Below are 16,818 nucleotides of genomic sequence, written 5' to 3' on the forward strand. Positions count from 1 at the left end.
TTGACCAACCAAAACGCAAATAAAATTATGAAATCGAAATTAAAACAATACCAAAAGCGAGTTGAGGAACAGATCAGTCGCCACCTGTCTGAGCGTACAACCGACATGCCTCAACGCCTTCAAAACGCACTCAACTACGCGAGCCTAAGCCCAGGAAAACGCTTGCGACCGGCACTCATCTATGCCGTAACCGAAGGGTTAGCACTCCCACTTAAAAAGGTCGACCCCGCTGCTTGCGCAATTGAACTCATCCATAGCTACTCTCTCGTACACGACGATTTGCCGGCAATGGACGACGACGACCTAAGAAGAGGCCAACCCACCTGCCATAAAAAATTTGACGAAGCCACTGCTATCTTAACGGGGGATTCACAGCTTACGCTGGCCTTTGAAATAATGGCCTGCACATTAGAAATCGCCCCCGAGCAACGCACACAGTCTATTCAAATTTTAGCGAAAGCCGCCGGTGCCCAAGGCATGATCGCCGGCCAAATGAGAGACATCCAAGCCGAAAACAAAACCCTAACGCTTGAGAAACTGATCCAGGTTCATCGACTTAAAACCGGCGCACTGATTGAAGCCGCACTCCTACTGGGAGCAGTGCCTCACCCCGACTACCTACACTACCAGGCCTGGTTATCGAAACTGGGGCACGCATTGGGACTCGCGTTCCAAATCCAAGACGATATTCTAGATATAGAAGGCAACACCGCGACCCTCGGCAAAACCCAGGGTCGCGACCAAGCTCTTAACAAATCAACCTTCCCCCAACTATTAGGCTTAGAAAAAGCAAAGGTCATGCGTGACCAACAAATCCAACTAGCCCACGATTGCCACCAAAAACTTGGATTTAATAGCCTTTTTTTAAAGGATTTGATTAACTTTACCGCCCAACGTGAGCACTAAACACAGGAGTTGGTTATAATAATTAAATTACCCAGATTTAGGAGTTTGCGATGGCACAACAATATATTTTAAAAACGCTGCTTGACTTTGCTTCGGCGCACAGTCTACGAGGCTACCCGGGGGACTGCGCCAAACTTCATGGTCACAACTGGAAAGTAGAAGTTGAAGTTATTGGTGAAAAACTAAATGACATTGGCATGGTCATCGACTTTAAAGAAATTAAACGCCACGCTAAACAAGCTGTCGCTGAACTAGATCACAGCTTTCTAAACGATCATCCGCATTTCCAACGCGTTAACCCAACCGCTGAAAATATTGCGCACTACCTTTTCAATGAAATTGCCAAAAAAATTGAAACCGATCTGGTAAAAATGCACCGCATAACCATCTGGGAAAACGACCGTAACTGCGTAATTTACAGTGAATGATCAAATATTTCTGCTGGCGGTTACGCTATTCGGCCTAGTAATCGGCAGCTTTATCTCCATGTTAAGCTGGCGTATGCCAAGAATCATGGAGCTTGATGGCCGTGAACAACTCAAATCCATCAGTCTTGGCGGCTCAAAGTGCCCGAAATGCCAAAACCCCATTCCTTGGACTCGTCTTATCCCGGTCATAAGCTGGTTGATATCGAAAGGAAAATGTCACCACTGCCATACAGCCATCTCGGCTCGCTACCCGCTGATAGAACTAAGCAGCGGGTTGCTCATGCTCGTCACCTTCGCATTGCTGGGCAACACCCTTGAGGCTTGGCTGACGGCGCTACTGGCTCTTTGGTTACTTACCATCAGCATTATCGATTTTGAACATAAATTGATCCTAGACAACCTTAGCCTGCCCTTAGTTTGGCTTGGGTTACTTATCAACACTCAAGGATTTTTTGCTAGCCCTCAAGATGCTATTTTCGGCGCCGCAGTCGGCTATATGAGCTTATGGACTATTTATCAAATCCACCACCTTTTAACCGGCAGAGAAGGCATGGGATTTGGAGACTTTAAACTGACAGCCGCTTTGGGCGCATGGTTAGGGGTTATGGCTCTGCCACAGGTTATCGTCATCGCAGCTGTAACCAGCCTGGTTATTTCACTAGGCCTTATGCTTATGAAGAAACAAGCGTGGCAACAAGAAATGGCTTTTGGGCCATTTCTTGCACTAGGTGGACTTGTCAGCTTATTTCTAATTCAACTAGGCTGGCAGATTATATAGAGCAAGAAGGAACTTTAATGTTGTAAACTAAAAAAACCTAAGCACCCAGCTTAGATTCAACCAACTCACACACTTTCGATGTTTTTAGATTATTGCTCTTGGCAAAGTTCATAACGTATTCAAACATGCCAGGGTTCTTGATTTCGAGCTCAGTATCTATAATCAAACACTTCTCGCCCTGATAGAGTTCAGGGTGCAATAAATCCGAGTAAACCAAACGGTGTGATTTGCCATAAGAAGCCATCATCGAAGCGACTCGATCTATCCAATCGCTCGGTCTAAACTTACGACCATCTTCGGTCACCCCTTCAATTATGTATTTGCAGTGTACAGCCAAGTTCGTACCACTCTCATTTAGCTAGTTTCAAAATTGGTATAAATTTTAGCATAGATAATCATTTTTTATAGCCCACACTGATTTAAATTAGCAAAATCCTCATTGCTTTAGGCTATAAAACCACTAATTCAAGCGAGTTTTAACACTTGAAAACCTAAAATTCGCTTATAATATTCAGTTAATTTTAAGAATTTAGCAGGATAGCTGACCAACATGACGCAATATCAAACAGACGATCTTCGCATCAATCATATTACAGAAGTACGCCCGCCCATCGAGCTGCATGAAAAACTCGCCATCACCGAACAGGCGGCTAAAACTGTATTTAACACACGTCATCAAATTCATAATATTTTGAATGGTAAAGATGACCGTCTATTAGTTGTCATTGGACCCTGCTCTATCCATGATACGGATGCGGGACGAGACTATGCTCAAAAACTCAAACAACAAATAGATCAGCACAGTGAAGATTTATTAATTGTGATGCGCGTTTACTTTGAAAAACCTCGAACCACAGTAGGTTGGAAAGGACTCATTAACGACCCTGATTTGAATGAAACCTTTCAAATTAACAAAGGTCTTGAACTTGCCCGCGGGTTTTTACTCGATGTCAATCACATGGGGGTTCCTGCCGCTACCGAGTTTCTAGATCTAATCTCACCACAATATATCTCTGATCTGGTTAGCTGGGGAGCCATTGGCGCTAGAACCACTGAAAGTCAAGGCCATAGAGAACTCGCATCGGGTCTATCCTGTCCGGTTGGCTTCAAAAATGGAACCGATGGAAGCTTCCGTATTGCCGTTGATGCAATTCGGGCCGCTAATAAGCCGCATATTTTTCTTTCACTGACTAAATCCGGCCATTCAGCCATCTTTTCAACCACAGGTAACGAAGACTGTCATGTTATTTTGCGCGGGGGTAACTCCGGCCCTAACTATCAACCTGAATTTGTAGCTCAAGCCGTTCAAGAACTTAAAGCCGCTAAGGTTCAAAGTAAATTAATGATCGACTGCAGCCATGCCAATAGCAATAAAGACCACCAAAAGCAAATGCTCGTCGCAGAATCTATTTCTGAACAATTAAAGGCAGGATCAAAAGAGATTATGGGCGCAATGGTTGAGAGCCATCTGGTCGCAGGACGGCAAGATGTTAAACCTGGCCACCCTCTTACCTATGGTCAAAGTATTACTGATGCCTGCATAGATTGGTCAGACAGCCTGACCCTTCTCGAAACACTGGCAGAAGGCGTACGCCAACGTCGACTTCGCCCATAAGGTTAATCAGCCAGTCGATGAAAACTAAGCTCATTACCAAAGAAGGCTTTCAAGCACTGAAGGATGAGCTAGATCATCTTTGGCGTACAGAACGTCCACAGGTTACCAAAATAGTCGCCTGGGCTGCCAGCTTGGGCGATCGTTCTGAAAATGCAGACTATCAATACAATAAACGCCGATTAAGAGAAATTGATCGCCGTGTGCGCTTCCTTCGTAAATGTTTAGAAGAGCTCAAAATTGTAGAATACCACCCTATTCAAGAAGGAAAAGTATTTTTTGGTGCTTGGGTCGAGCTTGAAAATGACGAGGACGAAACCCTGTTATTTCGTATTGTTGGAACAGAAGAAATTTATCGTAAACAACACTATATATCGATAGACTCACCCATGGCTCGAGCCTGCCTACAAAAGCAACAGGGCGAAGAAATAAAAGTAGAACTTCCTAACGGAACGCAATACTGGTATGTCAAATCCATTAGCTATCAAACGCCAAAACAAGTTTCATCCTGAAAAATGGTTATAACCTGTTTTTTTCATGTCCAAGGGAACACCATCAACAAGCAGGCCTGGTTGTTGCGAGATCAGACCTATTTGACTTAACTTAACGCCCTGCTGTTCCGCCAAAACATAAAGTTGGTCAACCTTATCTAAGCTTGCAGTAAAGCAGAGTTCATAGTCATCACCCGCGCATAACGGCTTGAGCGGTTCATCGCCAGCCCATTCCTGCACTGGTTTAGACAAGGGAATGTCAGTCGATTTTAAATTCGCCCCCACCTTAGACGCCACTAGAATATGATTCAAATCAGCCAATAAGCCATCCGAAACATCAATCGCACTGCTTGCTACCCCAACCAACGCACAACCCAAGCCCACTCTTGGAACGGGGCGATTAAGCCTGTTAAGTGAAGATAAGTCTGCCGGATTATCTCCACCCTTCCCGGCTAAAGCTAAAGACAAACCACGGCCCGCTTCACCAATAAAGCCGGTAACAAATATCCCCTCACCCGCCTTTGCCCCCTTTCTTAGCAAGGCTCGACCCTTTGGCACCCAGCCCTGAGCGGTCACGGTAAGGGTCAAAGGGCCACGAGTAGTATCACCACCAATAAGCGGAATGGAATAGGGGCTAGCACAATCAGCCAAACCTTGTGCCAGCCCATTCAACCAGGCCTGGTCAACCTGAGGCAAGGTTAAGGCTAATGAATAGAAAGCTGGCTTAGCCCCCATCGCGGCTAAATCGCTTAAGTTTACCGCCAGCGCTTTCCAGCCAATGTCATAAGAGGCAGAACCCACGGGAAAATGAATCCCTTCAACCAGCGTATCCGTCACAATCACCAACTGCGCATCGGCAACAGGCGTTACCAATGCCCCATCATCTCCGATGAACAAATCATCAAGATCCATATTAGTTGCTTGACTCAACGGCACAAAATATTTCTGAATTAAATCAAATTCCATAAGCCAAAAGTTTTTACTAAATTAGATCGCCCGCTTAAGCGGGCAGGAGCAAGAGAAGAAACGAGAAGACAGGCCCTTAACCAGGAGTTTGGAACTCAAGAGGACGCAGCTGTTTGGCAAGTTTATCCAATACCCCGTTAATATACTTATGACCATCTTCCGCGCCAAAGGTTTTAGCCAGCTCAACCGCTTCGTTTATGATGACCTTATACGGAATCTGCATCTGGCTTTGTAATTCATAAACCGCCATACGTAGAATGGTGCGCTCAACAGGGTTAATCATCTTAATTGATCGATCTAAAAAAGTCGCATAAACAGCGTCTAGCGCCTCAGACTGATCGACCACTTCGCGTATCAACTCACGAAACCAATCTCGGTCACACCCTGATAACCATCCCTCTTCAGCAAACTGCTTTTCGATCAAATACAACTCTTGTTGATTAAGCATCCAGTGATACAACGCCTGTAATGCCAAATGACGAGACTGGGTTCTTGGGCTCAACTTAACGGCTGTGGGTTCAGCCACCTCTTCTGACGGCTGCTTAATCAAATCCGCCAAATTTTCAATATTTTGTTCGTTCATTAAATCTGCTTCAATAGGTTAACCATTTCAATCGCTGACAAGGCGGCTTCGCCACCCTTGTTACCCGCTTTGGTGCCGGCACGCTCAATCGCTTGCTCAATACTATCCACCGTTAACACCCCAAATACCACCGGCATGTTTTGATTAAGCATCACCTGCCCTAAGCCTTTGGCACACTCACCCGCCACATAATCAAAATGCGGCGTACCACCACGAATCACTGCACCCAAGGCCACGACCGCATCATATTTACCACTGGCCGCCATTTTTTGCGCCGCTAACGGAATTTCAAACGCACCTGGCACCAACACCTGTTCAATATTATCTTCCGAGCCACCATGACGCTTGATACTATCCACGGCGCCTGATACCAAATGCTCTACAATAAAACTGTTGAAACGACCTACAACCAAGCCAATTTTCATATCTTTTGCAACTAAATCGCCTGCAATGGTCTTCATAAATCTATCCTATCTGTGTTATTTGTTAATCTTGCTTATCGATATATTCGGTAATTTCTAAACCAAAACCGCTTAAGGCATTCAGTTTCCAATGTGAGCCGATGACACGCAACTTACTCACACCTAAATCCGCTAAAATTTGCGCCCCCAAACCAAAGGTTTTGGCATCATCTTCAACCTGGGTTTCAGGCATTTTAACACCGCGATCCGCCATTTGATAATGCGCAATACGATCCAACAACTCGCCAGCTTCTTCGTTTTTGCGCAACACCACAATTACCCCTGCTCCAGCTTGAGCGATTTGCTGCATCGCCGAACGCAATGGCCAGCCGCACTCTGCTCGTTGCGAGCCCAGCATATCGCACAGGGTATCTTGCATATGCACCCGAACAAGCGTAGACTGAGCCGGATCTATCTGGCCATAAACCATCGCCAGATGTGCCTTATGATCCAACGCATCTTCATAAGCCATCAGCTTAAAATCACCAAACTCGGTGGGGAGTTTGCACTCAGACACCCGCTCAACGGTTTTTTCGTTTCGCAAGCGATATTGAATTAAATCCGCTACCGTTCCCAATTTTAGACCATGTTGCTCGGCAAAGGCTTCCAGATCATCACGACGCGCCATACTACCGTCTTCGTTCATAATCTCAACAATCACCGATGCTGGCTCAAAACCGGCTAAACGCGCCAAATCACAACCGGCTTCAGTATGACCCGCACGGGTGAGCACGCCACCAGGCCTGGCCATCAATGGAAAAATGTGCCCAGGTGTGACGATATCACTTGGCTGCGCATCCGGCTTGACAGCGGCCTGAACCGTCACCGCACGATCACTGGCTGAAATACCGGTTGATACCCCCTCTGCCGCCTCGATTGAAACAGTAAAATTAGTACCATGTGGATCTTGGTTATCATGCACCATCAGCGGAATGCGCAACTGCTGGCAACGCTCTTTAGTCAGCGTCAAACAAATCAATCCTCGACCATAACGCGCCATAAAATTAATGTCTTGCGCGGTCACGGTACTGGCAGGAACAAGCAAATCCCCTTCATTTTCACGGTCTTCGTCATCCATCAAGATAACCATTTTCCCTTGACGATAATCATCAAGAATCTCTTCAATTGAGCTTAATTCCATGTTCTTCCTTAATCCATCTTGGCGATTGAACCCAAGCTTATAAATAACCTGCTTGAGCTAACAAGGTTTCAGTGATCACAGCGGGCTTGGCTTGCTTTTCACCCTCAGCGTTGGGGCCGCTTATTAAACGCTCCAAATAACGCGCTAATAAATCGACCTCTAAATTCAATCGCGAGCCAACTTGCCATTCACGAATTGTGGTTTTTTCACGGGTATGCGGCACAATATTAACATCAAATTCACAACCACTTACCTGATTGACTGTTAAGCTGACTCCATTAATGCACACCGACCCCTTGTGCGCAATATAGCGCGCAATCTCTACCGGCGCTTCAATTAAATAACGCCAAGAACGGGCATCTTGACTAATGGTTTTAACTAGGCCAACACCGTCTACATGTCCACTGACAAGATGTCCACCCAACCTATCTTGTAACCGCAAAGCCTTTTCTAAATTAACCTTACTGCCGATTTTTAAATCACCCAGTGTCGTCACTTTGAGTGTTTCAGCGGAAACGTCAGCCACAAACTCATTCGCGTTAAACTCAACGGCCGTCAAACAGACACCTTGGGTTGCAATACTGTCGCCCATAGCCACATCGGTCATATCCAACTCACCCACCGCGACGGTTAAACGCCAGTCGCCATTTCGAACATCAATCCGTTTGATATAACCTTGCGCTTGGATAATACCTGTAAACATGCCTACTCCCTGTTTTCAGAAATGTCATTGCCAACAAACGAAAACACAAAATGCCAATCATCACCGACTTGGCTAACGGATTGCGGCTTAAGCGATATACGCTCAGCCATCGAGTTAATCTGCGGTAAAACCAACAAAGGCTTGCCTTTATGTCCCATTAAATGTGGCGCCACAAACCAATGCAACTCATCAACCAGGCCTGCTTCCACAAACGCGCCCGCTACCGAGGCACCCGATTCAATCATCACATCATAAACCTGCTCTTCTTTCGCAAGATAATCTAACACACTTTCAAGGTCTAACCGGTCTTCCTGTGCCTGCACCGCCACAATTTCGATTCCCTTTGCCAATAAGGCCTCGACCAACGATGTGCTATTTTCAACTGTCTGCGGTGCGGTCATTAATAATGTTCGCCCCGGCAAGCTAAGCATCTTAGCCTCCAATGGCATACTCAAGTTCGGATCCAACACCACTCGGATAGGATGACACAGAGCCTGATCCAAACCCATGTCTGCCAACATAGCATCAGGCAAGCGCACATTCATACTTGGATCATCCGCCAATACCGTACCGATACCAGTAATAATTGCGCCATGACGGGCGCGCAATTTATGCACTTCTTGACGCGCGGCATCACCGGTTATCCAAAGACTTTCACCGGAGGCCATCGCGGTTCTGCCATCCACGCTACTGGCCAGTTTCAAGCGCACAAACGGTTTTTGAGTTTGCATAAATTTAATAAATCCTTGATTTAGCACACTGGCTTGATCGGCCATTAGGTTATTCACCACCTCGATCCCAGCCGATTGCAAGCGCACAATACCCCGACCTGAAACCTTCGGGTTAGGGTCTTGCATCGCTAGCACCACTCGGGAAACACCCGCTGCAACCAGCGCATCGGCACAAGGCGGCGTTTTGCCAAAGTGAGAACAGGGTTCAAGCGTAACATAGGCGGTCGCACCGCGAGCAAGCTCCCCAGCTTGGCGTAAAGCGAATACCTCCGCATGAGGCTCACCGGCTTTAGGATGCCAACCTTCACCCACCTGATGACCATCCTTAACGATAACACAGCCAACCGCAGGATTAGGGCGCGTACTATAGCGTCCCTTTTCAGCCAACATCAAAGCGTGTTGCATCCAGTGGGCATCTTGCTCAGGCTGACTTAATTTCAAGGCTTCACGATTCGCCATTAACGCCCACCCTTTGCGGCGGTCGCCTCTACCAGCTTTTCGATCTCTTCGCGAAAGGCATTCACGTCTTGAAACGAGCGATAAACCGAAGCAAAACGCACATAAGCGACCTGATCAACCTCTCTTAGGGCTTGCATAATCCACTCACCAATTTGAGAAGAAGGCACTTCACGCGCACCATCTGCCATCATACTTTTGACAATTTGATTAACAATACTATCAATACGTTCACTCGCTACCGGACGTTTTTCAAGTGCTTTAACGAGACCGCGACGTAATTTATCTTCATCAAACTTTTCACGGTTACCATCGGACTTCACGACACGGGGCAAGGAGAGCTCAACGCTTTCATAGGTTGTAAAACGCTCACCGCACTCCTGACATTCACGTCGACGGCGAACCTGAACACCTTCAGTTGAAAGACGCGAATCAATCACCTTAGTGTCCGGTGCATTACAGAATGGGCAATACATAGAAATGAAATCAGACCACCAAGCCGAACTAAGCCAAACCTGGTGAATCTAAAGCCTTACTTGTAAACAGGGTGCGCAGCGCAAAGTGCACTGACTTTCTGGCGAACCTGAGCAATTACGGTTTCATCCCAGCTTTCCGAAGCCTGATCACAAGCATCCACCACATCACACATCCAACCAGCTAGATCACGACATTCCTGCTCACCAAAACCACGGGTGGTAGCCGCCGCGGTACCGACACGAATACCACTGGTGACAAACGGTGACATAGGATCATTCGGCACAGAGTTTTTGTTAATCGTGATGTGCGCAGCACCCAAGGCCGCATCGACTAGCTTACCGGTTAAGCCTTTTTCAATCAGACTGACAAGGAACAAATGGTTTTTAGTACCACCCGAAACCACATCCAAGCCACGCTCGATAAATACTTCCGCCATCGCCTGAGCGTTTTTAATTACCTGGGCGGCATAGGTTTTGAACTCCGGCTCCATCGCCTCTTTAAATGCCACCGCTTTTGCCGCGATCACGTGCATTAACGGCCCACCTTGTGTCCCCGGGAACACCAATGAATTCAATTTTTTCTCAATCTCAGGATTCGCTTTGGCAAGGATCAAACCACCACGAGGACCGCGTAAGGTTTTGTGGGTTGTGGTAGTGGTAACATCGGCAATTTGCACCGGATTAGGATATAAACCCGCCGCAACCAAGCCTGCCACGTGCGCCATATCAACTAATAAATAAGCACCGACGCTATCGGCAATATCACGGAAACGCTGCCAATCAACAATTTGCGAATAAGCAGAAAAACCGGCCACCACTAACTTAGGCTTGTGTTCTTGAGCTAGACGTTCGACTTCATCATAGTCAATTTCACCGGTGGTAGGGTTTAAGCCATACTGCACCGCATTGTAGATTTTGCCGGAAAAGTTAACCTTAGAACCGTGAGTTAAATGACCACCATGCGCCAAACTCATACCTAATACCGTATCACCCGGCTCTAACAAAGCCATATAAACCGGTGCATTCGCCTGCGAACCTGAGTGAGGCTGGACGTTAGCGTAATCCGCGCCAAACAATTGCTTTGCACGTTCTATCGCCAAAGCTTCAACCACGTCTACATGCTCACAACCGCCATAATAACGCTTATAGGGATAACCCTCTGCATACTTATTGGTTAACACAGAGCCTTGCGCTTCCATAACACGCGGGCTGGTATAGTTTTCAGAAGCGATCAATTCAATGTGATCTTCTTGGCGCTGGGCTTCAGCCGCCATCGCATTAGCGATATCATCATCATAGCCAGCGATTGTCATGGTTTTATCAAACATGCAAGGACTCCATTTGCAAAGGTTAAATTTCAAAGACTGGTAATTTTAACAGCAGTTAATAAAAAGCACCACGTTGATTTCAGGTTAAAAAACTGCCAACGTCTTTATTAAAGCGCTAATTTTAGGTAAAGTGTAACTAAAATTTTTATTTGAAAATCCAATAAACCTTGCAAGCGAGAAACTATGGCTCAATTTGTTTACACCATGAACCGCGTTGGAAAAGTGGTTCCCCCATCAAAATACATTCTAAAAGACATTTCCTTATCGTTTTTTCCCGGCGCGAAAATCGGCGTTTTGGGTTTAAACGGCTCTGGTAAATCAACCCTACTGCGCATTATGGCCGGCATTGATACCGACATCGTCGGCGAAGCGCGCCCACAACCCGGCATTAAGGTAGGCTACCTCCCCCAAGAACCCCAACTTGACGCCAGTAAAGACGTGCGTGGCAATGTTGAAGAAGCCGTGGCAGAGGTTAAACAAGCACTCGCAGAGCTTGATGCTGTCTATGCCGCCTATGCTGAACCGGATGCGGATTTTGACAAGCTGGCGCAAAAACAGGCGCAAATCGAAGACATTATTCAAGCCATGGACGGTCACAACCTTGAGCGCACGCTCGAAATTGCCGCTGATGCCCTGCGTCTTCCGGCTTGGGATGCGGATGTCACTAAACTTTCTGGTGGTGAACGCCGTCGTGTCGCGCTTTGTCGCTTGTTATTGTCCAAACCCGACATGTTGCTGCTTGACGAACCGACCAACCATTTAGATGCCGAATCGATTGCTTGGCTAGAGCGGTTCTTGCTGGAATTCCCCGGCACCGTGGTCGCCATTACCCATGACCGCTACTTCCTCGACAATGCGGCGCAATGGATTCTTGAACTGGATCGTGGTCAAGGGATTCCCTATGAAGGCAACTATTCCTCATGGCTTGAACAAAAAGAGCAGCGATTAGAACAGGAATCCAAACAAGAAGCGGCTCGCCTACGCACGATTAAACACGAACTTGAATGGGTTCGCGCCAACCCCAAAGGCCGTCATGCTAAATCAAAAGCCCGTATGGCACGCTTTGACGAACTGAGCAGCATTGAAACTCAAAAACGCAATGAAACCAATGAAATATTTATCCCTGTGGCCGAGCGCCTAGGTGAAAAAGTCATTGAAGTTTCCAATGTATCTAAGGGTTTTGGTGATCGCTTACTGATTGATGACTTAACCTTCCGCTTGCCACAGGGCGGTATCGTCGGCATTATCGGCCCCAACGGTGCAGGTAAATCGACCCTATTTAAAATGCTGACCGGTCAAGAACAACCCGATAGCGGTGAAATCGTGTTTGGTGAAACCGTAAAACTGTCTTACGTTGACCAAAGTCGTGATGCACTGGACGACAGCAAAACCGTTTGGGAAGAAATTTCCGGTGGCGATGAGAGTTTTATGGTTGGCAATTTTGAGGTCAACTCACGTGCCTATTGCTCACGTTTTAACTTCAAAGGCGGCGACCAACAAAAACGCATTGGTGAACTTTCCGGTGGTGAACGCAACCGTGTTCATCTCGCCAAGACGCTGCGCAAAGGTGGTAATGTGTTGTTGCTTGACGAACCGACTAACGACTTGGACGTTGAAACCCTTCGCGCACTTGAAGAAGCCCTGCTTGAATATGCCGGCTGTGCGGTGGTTATTTCGCATGACCGTTGGTTCTTGGATCGTATCGCAACGCATATGCTCGCTTTTGAAGGCGATTCACACGTAGAATGGTTTGAAGGTAACTTCTCCGACTACGAAGCCGACTATAAACGTCGCAAAGGCGCAGACGCCAATCAGCCACACAGAATTAAATACAAGCCGATTTCTAAAAACTAACCGAGGGGACACTGCATGGCACATTCTGATCAAACGCTGCACTCGCATATTGAAGCGATTGCGAATGCCATGCCCGACCCTATTTTCGTTATGGGTCAGGACGGCACCTATTTAGATATTATTGGCGGCAGCGAACGCAGTTTATATGCCGACGGTCATAGTCTGATTGGCAAGACCTATCAACAGGTTTTGCCGGAAAAAATGGCGATGCGCTTTTTAAATGTGGTGCAAAAAGCGATTAAAACCCAACGTTTACAAGAAATTGAATACCAATTAGCTAACGAAGAGGTTCAAGGCATCGAGCCAATCGGCCCACAAGGTGGCCAATGGTATGAAGCACGGGTTTATCCTCTTAACACCGATGTCTATGGCCAGCCGGCGGTGATTTGGCTGGCGATTAACATCACGCAGCGCAAACACATGGAAGAACAGATTGAACACCTTTCAAAAAACGACGCGCTAACCCACTTTTATAACCGTGATTTTTTCCTTGACTTGGTTAATGAACTTATTAGCCAAGCCAAGCTAAATAACCAACCCCTATCGCTGATTAAAATCGACTTAGATTGCTTTAAAAATATTACCGACGGCTATGGCCACGAACTCGGTGATAAAGCCATTTTAGGCGCGGCCCATGCGATTGAGGCGACGGTTAAAGACCTCGGACATATCGGCCGTTTAAGTTGTGACCAGTTTATGATCGTTTTGCCGGAGGTAAAAGCCGTCGATGCCTTCCGTATTGCCAAGCTGGCACAAGAAAAAATCTCCGGGCACAAGATTCGACTGGATGAGCAGCAGACCACCTGCTTAACCAGTCAAGCTGGCGTGACTGAACTTCGTGACCAACACGAAGACAGTCGCATTTTATTCAACCGAGTGAATGATGCGATAGCGCAACTGCGTACTAGCCGCGAAATCACCAAAATAATCTAAAAAAACAAAAGGATACCATCATGAAAAAACATAATTTTATTGCCATTGGCATCATGTTACTAGCATTGTTTGCACTGCCACTTAAAGCCGCAGATGAAGGCGCTAAAGTGGTCTACCACGTGGATTTTAACGATGTCACCCGTTATTCCGCTACCCTCACCTCGATTAATAACATTATGAATGCCTACGAAAACGAATTAATGGAAGCCGATGTTCATCTGGTTTTAGTCGGACACGGTCTTCGCTTTGCCACCGACGATGGTCTAAAAGGCACGCCCTATGAGCATGATGCCGCGATGCTTGAACGCCGTGATGAACTCAAAGGCCGTTTAGATGCGCTGATGAATTCACGCGGCGTAAAAGTTAAGCTTTGCGATCACACGCGCAATGAAATCAATCTTGATCCCGCTAAAATCTATGATGGCATTGAACTGGTCGGTTCAGGCGTATTCGACATTGCGATTCTGCAAAGCCAAGGTTATGCCTATTTAAAAATACAGTAAGTAATAGCCCAATGTTTTAAGGTGGATACCTAATCCTTTGTATCCACCTTCCCTTACTACTTTAAATTTCTTCACACAGCTCGCTTATGCCAAGCCTGCTCGACCAAGCATACGGCATGATTATAATTGTAAGACCCTAACCCCATTAACGCCACCGCAGCGGTCGCCATCACAGCCGCTTCGCCATAAATATCTTGTTTTTTGCCTTGCCACAAGGCTACTAAATCTGCTGGATCCCAGTGTTCCGGTCGTTGCTGACGTTCAATCAGCGCATTAAGTTTTTGTTCTGATTGCGTATATTTTTGCCAAGCGTACACCGTGCTGAGGGCATCGGGGCGCATTTCCGCCTCACCGCCCTCACCTTTAAACACTAAATTCGTCTTGTAACCCAAAGCTTGAGCCGTTTGCAAGTGTAACTGCTCCACGCCCTTGTGAAAAATACCCTGTACCGCTACTGGCGAGTTCAATGGGTTTAACAACTTCACCGCGGTGTTAAACACAGTGCGCACCCCAATTTCTTCCTTTAAATGCAAAATCTCGCGCAAAGGTTCGGCAAACTGGGTGAGCGGTAAATAAACCAATTGAGGAGTAACCAGCATGGCACGCGCCGCTGGCAGTGAATCAGCAATCGGCACATTTAACTCGGCTAAAAACGCTTGAGCATACTGACGCTGGGCAAACTGCCCTTGATCGCCATGCAACAAAATACCAAACCCCATTTGCGCCAAGAGTTTTAAACTCAATAGATAATAGGGCGGATAGCGCCATTTACCGGCATAGGCCGCCCAATCCAAATGCAAGCCTGCTGGGCAGGCCTGGTTATCCAACCCAAAAGACTGGCGCGCGCCCTTCACAAACCCAATTAATTCATCCGGCGTTTCGCCATTGGCACGCATCAACAACAAAAATGCGCCGAGTTGTTTCTCCGTCACCTCGCCGGCTAAAATCATCGCCAAGGCCTGACTCGCTTCGTCTTGCGTCAGCGGACGGCGGGTTTTGGGTCCTTTACCGAGGATACGTAAGGATTCGGCAAACGGATGATCAGCCATAGCGCACCTCTGCAACAGATTCGGACGCGGTAACGGCACTCGCCGCTACATCAATACACACGCTCGGCTCGACACACTGCACCACCTTACCAATCATCATTAACGCCGGCGCTTGAATCTGCGCCCTAGCCACCTGCTCGGTCGCTTGCGCTAAATCCGTCACCAACACGCGTTGATTGGCACGCGTGCCGTTTTCAATCACCGCCATCGGTGTGCTTGGATCCATGCCATGCTCCATCAACTGACGGGTAATAATTTCGACATTACTTAACCCCATATAAATTACCAGGGTTTGATTGGGATCCACCAAACAATCCCAATCCAAGTCCACAATGCCTTGACGGGTATGGCCGGTCACCAGCTTGACCGATTGCGCATAATCGCGATGGGTTAATGGAATACCGGTAGAGGCGGCAATACCCGATGCGGATGAAATGCCCGGTACCACGGTACAGGCCACGCCATGCTCTCTAAGCAGCGCCTGCTCCTCGGCACCGCGCCCAAAAATATACGGATCGCCGCCCTTCAAGCGCACAACCTTTTTACCCTGCTTCGCCAAATCCACCAGCAATTGATTAATCTGTTCTTGCGGCAGGGTATGGTTCGACATGGATTTGCCAACGTAAATCCGTTCCGCTTCCCGACGGGTCAGGTTAATAATCTCTTCCGATACCAACCTGTCATAAACAATCACATCCGCCGTTTGCAAAATCCGCAAGGCTTTAATCGTCAGTAAATCGGGATCACCCGGGCCTGCACCCACTAAAAACACTTCACCCATCGGTGCTTGATGGCCCGCAAAGGCTTGCGCACAAAGCTGTCTGGCCTCATCCCAACGGCCTTCTAACGCGGTTTGATAAAAGGCACTGTTGAGCAGATTTTGCCAAAAATGTTTGCGCTCGTCTTCTTCGATCAGCGGATTGTATTGCTGACGTAATTGGCGCAACAGTAAAGCGACTTCACCTAAACCTGTTGGTAGGGCCTGCTCTAGCTGTACTCGCAAATGCCGTGCAAAGGTCGGCGAACGTCCGCCGGTAGACACCGCCACGGTGATCGGGCCACGCTGTAAAATACTGGGCAAAATGTAATCACACAACTCGGTTTGGTCAGCGATATTGACCGCAATGCCCATCTCGGTGGCGGCTTGATGCACCGCTTCATTAACCACTTGATCATCGGTGGCAGCCAATACCAATTTGGATCCGGTAATCAAACTGGGTTCAAATGCCGTCGGTTGCCAACTGACCAGGCCTGCTTGGTGCATTCTGGCCATTTCACCTTTTAACTCAGGTGAAATAATTTCCACTTTGGCCCCCGCTTGAATAAACAAATCCGATTTGCGGGCGGCAATCGTGCCGCCACCAATCACACAGACGCGTTCACCCTTGAGTCGCATAAAAATCGGTAAATAATCCATCT

At 47.3% G+C, this 16,818-nt stretch carries 19 protein-coding genes; 8 read left to right on the plus strand and 11 right to left on the minus strand.

Annotated features, from left to right (window positions below; translation table 11 throughout):
• Positions 1-27: 27 nt before the first annotated feature.
• From JX580_RS07195 to JX580_RS07205, 3 genes are read left to right on the plus strand one after another with little or no spacing between them, the layout of a single operon-like run.
• Positions 28-906, plus strand: coding sequence for a polyprenyl synthetase family protein (locus tag JX580_RS07195; RefSeq protein ID WP_248849871.1), 879 nt, complete (start codon positions 28-30; stop codon positions 904-906).
• A 50-nt stretch (positions 907-956) separates the two neighbouring features.
• Positions 957-1,334 (plus strand): 6-carboxytetrahydropterin synthase QueD, encoded by a 378-nt coding sequence (gene queD / locus JX580_RS07200; protein ID WP_248849872.1) that lies wholly within the window; start codon positions 957-959, stop codon positions 1,332-1,334.
• The gene (locus tag JX580_RS07205; protein WP_248849873.1) at positions 1,327-2,112 is read left to right on the plus strand and encodes a prepilin peptidase; all 786 of its coding nucleotides are present in this window, start codon (positions 1,327-1,329) and stop codon (positions 2,110-2,112) included. The genes queD and JX580_RS07205 overlap by 8 nt, the downstream gene beginning before the upstream one ends.
• Before the next feature lie 37 nt (positions 2,113-2,149).
• On the opposite strand, the gene JX580_RS07210 is transcribed toward JX580_RS07205, so the two are convergent.
• Entirely contained in the window at positions 2,150-2,449 is a 300-nt protein-coding gene (locus JX580_RS07210; protein ID WP_248849874.1) for a DUF3579 domain-containing protein, read from the minus strand.
• A gap of 213 nt (positions 2,450-2,662) precedes the next feature.
• Here JX580_RS07210 and JX580_RS07215 point away from each other — a divergent pair, with 213 nt between their 5' ends.
• Together JX580_RS07215 and greB are read left to right on the plus strand one after the other, a co-directional pair.
• Entirely contained in the window at positions 2,663-3,727 is a 1,065-nt protein-coding gene (locus JX580_RS07215; RefSeq protein ID WP_248849875.1) for a 3-deoxy-7-phosphoheptulonate synthase, read from the plus strand.
• A gap of 17 nt (positions 3,728-3,744) precedes the next feature.
• Positions 3,745-4,236 carry a transcription elongation factor GreB gene (gene greB, locus JX580_RS07220; RefSeq protein ID WP_248849876.1) on the plus strand — a complete coding sequence of 164 codons (492 nt, stop codon included), beginning with the start codon at positions 3,745-3,747 and terminating at the stop codon, positions 4,234-4,236.
• Here greB and thiL read toward each other — a convergent pair.
• From thiL to glyA, 8 genes are all read right to left on the minus strand, one after another.
• A complete protein-coding gene (thiL, locus tag JX580_RS07225; RefSeq protein ID WP_248849877.1) occupies positions 4,228-5,181 on the minus strand; it encodes a thiamine-phosphate kinase in 954 nt (317 codons plus the stop codon). The two genes, greB and thiL, sit on opposite strands and share 9 nt — an antisense overlap.
• A 76-nt stretch (positions 5,182-5,257) precedes the next feature.
• Complete coding sequence (gene nusB, locus JX580_RS07230; RefSeq protein WP_248849878.1) at positions 5,258-5,764, minus strand: transcription antitermination factor NusB; 507 nt, start codon at positions 5,762-5,764, stop codon at positions 5,258-5,260.
• A complete protein-coding gene (ribH, locus tag JX580_RS07235; RefSeq protein WP_248849879.1) occupies positions 5,764-6,225 on the minus strand; it encodes a 6,7-dimethyl-8-ribityllumazine synthase in 462 nt (153 codons plus the stop codon). The genes nusB and ribH overlap by 1 nt, the downstream gene beginning before the upstream one ends.
• A 25-nt stretch (positions 6,226-6,250) precedes the next feature.
• A complete protein-coding gene (gene ribBA / locus JX580_RS07240; RefSeq protein ID WP_248849880.1) occupies positions 6,251-7,366 on the minus strand; it encodes a bifunctional 3,4-dihydroxy-2-butanone-4-phosphate synthase/GTP cyclohydrolase II in 1,116 nt (371 codons plus the stop codon).
• Between the two features lie 37 nt (positions 7,367-7,403).
• Entirely contained in the window at positions 7,404-8,069 is a 666-nt protein-coding gene (locus tag JX580_RS07245; RefSeq protein ID WP_248849881.1) for a riboflavin synthase, read from the minus strand.
• Between the two features lie 2 nt (positions 8,070-8,071).
• Positions 8,072-9,259 carry a bifunctional diaminohydroxyphosphoribosylaminopyrimidine deaminase/5-amino-6-(5-phosphoribosylamino)uracil reductase RibD gene (gene ribD, locus JX580_RS07250; protein ID WP_248849882.1) on the minus strand — a complete coding sequence of 396 codons (1,188 nt, stop codon included), beginning with the start codon at positions 9,257-9,259 and terminating at the stop codon, positions 8,072-8,074.
• Complete coding sequence (gene nrdR, locus JX580_RS07255; RefSeq protein WP_248849883.1) at positions 9,259-9,732, minus strand: transcriptional regulator NrdR; 474 nt, start codon at positions 9,730-9,732, stop codon at positions 9,259-9,261. The genes ribD and nrdR overlap by 1 nt, the downstream gene beginning before the upstream one ends.
• Positions 9,733-9,788: 56 nt before the next feature.
• A complete protein-coding gene (glyA, locus tag JX580_RS07260) occupies positions 9,789-11,060 on the minus strand; it encodes a serine hydroxymethyltransferase (RefSeq protein WP_248849884.1) in 1,272 nt (423 codons plus the stop codon).
• A 183-nt stretch (positions 11,061-11,243) separates the two neighbouring features.
• On the opposite strand from glyA, the gene ettA reads away from it, so the two are divergent.
• From ettA to JX580_RS07275, 3 genes are read left to right on the plus strand one after another with little or no spacing between them, the layout of a single operon-like run.
• Positions 11,244-12,914, plus strand: coding sequence for an energy-dependent translational throttle protein EttA (ettA, locus tag JX580_RS07265; protein ID WP_248849885.1), 1,671 nt, complete (start codon positions 11,244-11,246; stop codon positions 12,912-12,914).
• A gap of 15 nt (positions 12,915-12,929) precedes the next feature.
• A complete protein-coding gene (locus JX580_RS07270; protein ID WP_248849886.1) occupies positions 12,930-13,847 on the plus strand; it encodes a GGDEF domain-containing protein in 918 nt (305 codons plus the stop codon).
• A 20-nt stretch (positions 13,848-13,867) separates the two neighbouring features.
• Complete coding sequence (locus JX580_RS07275) at positions 13,868-14,350, plus strand: DsrE family protein (RefSeq protein WP_248849887.1); 483 nt, start codon at positions 13,868-13,870, stop codon at positions 14,348-14,350.
• A gap of 71 nt (positions 14,351-14,421) precedes the next feature.
• Here JX580_RS07275 and JX580_RS07280 read toward each other — a convergent pair whose 3' ends face one another.
• Together JX580_RS07280 and cysG are read right to left on the minus strand one after the other, a co-directional pair.
• Positions 14,422-15,399: a glycosyl transferase family protein gene (locus JX580_RS07280; protein WP_248849888.1), complete on the minus strand. Its 978-nt coding sequence runs from the start codon at positions 15,397-15,399 to the stop codon at positions 14,422-14,424.
• Entirely contained in the window at positions 15,392-16,816 is a 1,425-nt protein-coding gene (cysG, locus tag JX580_RS07285) for a siroheme synthase CysG (protein ID WP_248849889.1), read from the minus strand. The genes JX580_RS07280 and cysG overlap by 8 nt, the downstream gene beginning before the upstream one ends.
• Positions 16,817-16,818: the final 2 nt, after the last annotated feature.

Origin of the sequence: Thiomicrospira microaerophila (genome assembly GCF_023278225.1) — a bacterium.
GTDB classification, from domain to species: domain Bacteria; phylum Pseudomonadota; class Gammaproteobacteria; order Thiomicrospirales; family Thiomicrospiraceae; genus Thiomicrospira; species Thiomicrospira microaerophila_A.

What these genes read in the sequence shown, in the direction of transcription:
- JX580_RS07195 (WP_248849871.1), top strand. Translation starts at nt 28, where the DNA reads ATGAAATCGAAATTAAAACAATACCAAAAGCGAGTTGAGGAACAGATC.
- queD (WP_248849872.1), top strand. Translation starts at nt 957, where the DNA reads ATGGCACAACAATATATTTTAAAAACGCTGCTTGACTTTGCTTCGGCG.
- JX580_RS07215 (WP_248849875.1), top strand. Translation starts at nt 2,663, where the DNA reads ATGACGCAATATCAAACAGACGATCTTCGCATCAATCATATTACAGAA.
- greB (WP_248849876.1), top strand. Translation starts at nt 3,745, where the DNA reads ATGAAAACTAAGCTCATTACCAAAGAAGGCTTTCAAGCACTGAAGGAT.
- thiL (WP_248849877.1), bottom strand. Translation starts at nt 5,181, where the DNA reads ATGGAATTTGATTTAATTCAGAAATATTTTGTGCCGTTGAGTCAAGCA.
- nusB (WP_248849878.1), bottom strand. Translation starts at nt 5,764, where the DNA reads ATGAACGAACAAAATATTGAAAATTTGGCGGATTTGATTAAGCAGCCG.
- ribH (WP_248849879.1), bottom strand. Translation starts at nt 6,225, where the DNA reads ATGAAGACCATTGCAGGCGATTTAGTTGCAAAAGATATGAAAATTGGC.
- ribBA (WP_248849880.1), bottom strand. Translation starts at nt 7,366, where the DNA reads ATGGAATTAAGCTCAATTGAAGAGATTCTTGATGATTATCGTCAAGGG.
- JX580_RS07245 (WP_248849881.1), bottom strand. Translation starts at nt 8,069, where the DNA reads ATGTTTACAGGTATTATCCAAGCGCAAGGTTATATCAAACGGATTGAT.
- ribD (WP_248849882.1), bottom strand. Translation starts at nt 9,259, where the DNA reads ATGGCGAATCGTGAAGCCTTGAAATTAAGTCAGCCTGAGCAAGATGCC.
- nrdR (WP_248849883.1), bottom strand. Translation starts at nt 9,732, where the DNA reads ATGTATTGCCCATTCTGTAATGCACCGGACACTAAGGTGATTGATTCG.
- glyA (WP_248849884.1), bottom strand. Translation starts at nt 11,060, where the DNA reads ATGTTTGATAAAACCATGACAATCGCTGGCTATGATGATGATATCGCT.
- ettA (WP_248849885.1), top strand. Translation starts at nt 11,244, where the DNA reads ATGGCTCAATTTGTTTACACCATGAACCGCGTTGGAAAAGTGGTTCCC.
- JX580_RS07270 (WP_248849886.1), top strand. Translation starts at nt 12,930, where the DNA reads ATGGCACATTCTGATCAAACGCTGCACTCGCATATTGAAGCGATTGCG.
- JX580_RS07275 (WP_248849887.1), top strand. Translation starts at nt 13,868, where the DNA reads ATGAAAAAACATAATTTTATTGCCATTGGCATCATGTTACTAGCATTG.
- JX580_RS07280 (WP_248849888.1), bottom strand. Translation starts at nt 15,399, where the DNA reads ATGGCTGATCATCCGTTTGCCGAATCCTTACGTATCCTCGGTAAAGGA.
- cysG (WP_248849889.1), bottom strand. Translation starts at nt 16,816, where the DNA reads ATGGATTATTTACCGATTTTTATGCGACTCAAGGGTGAACGCGTCTGT.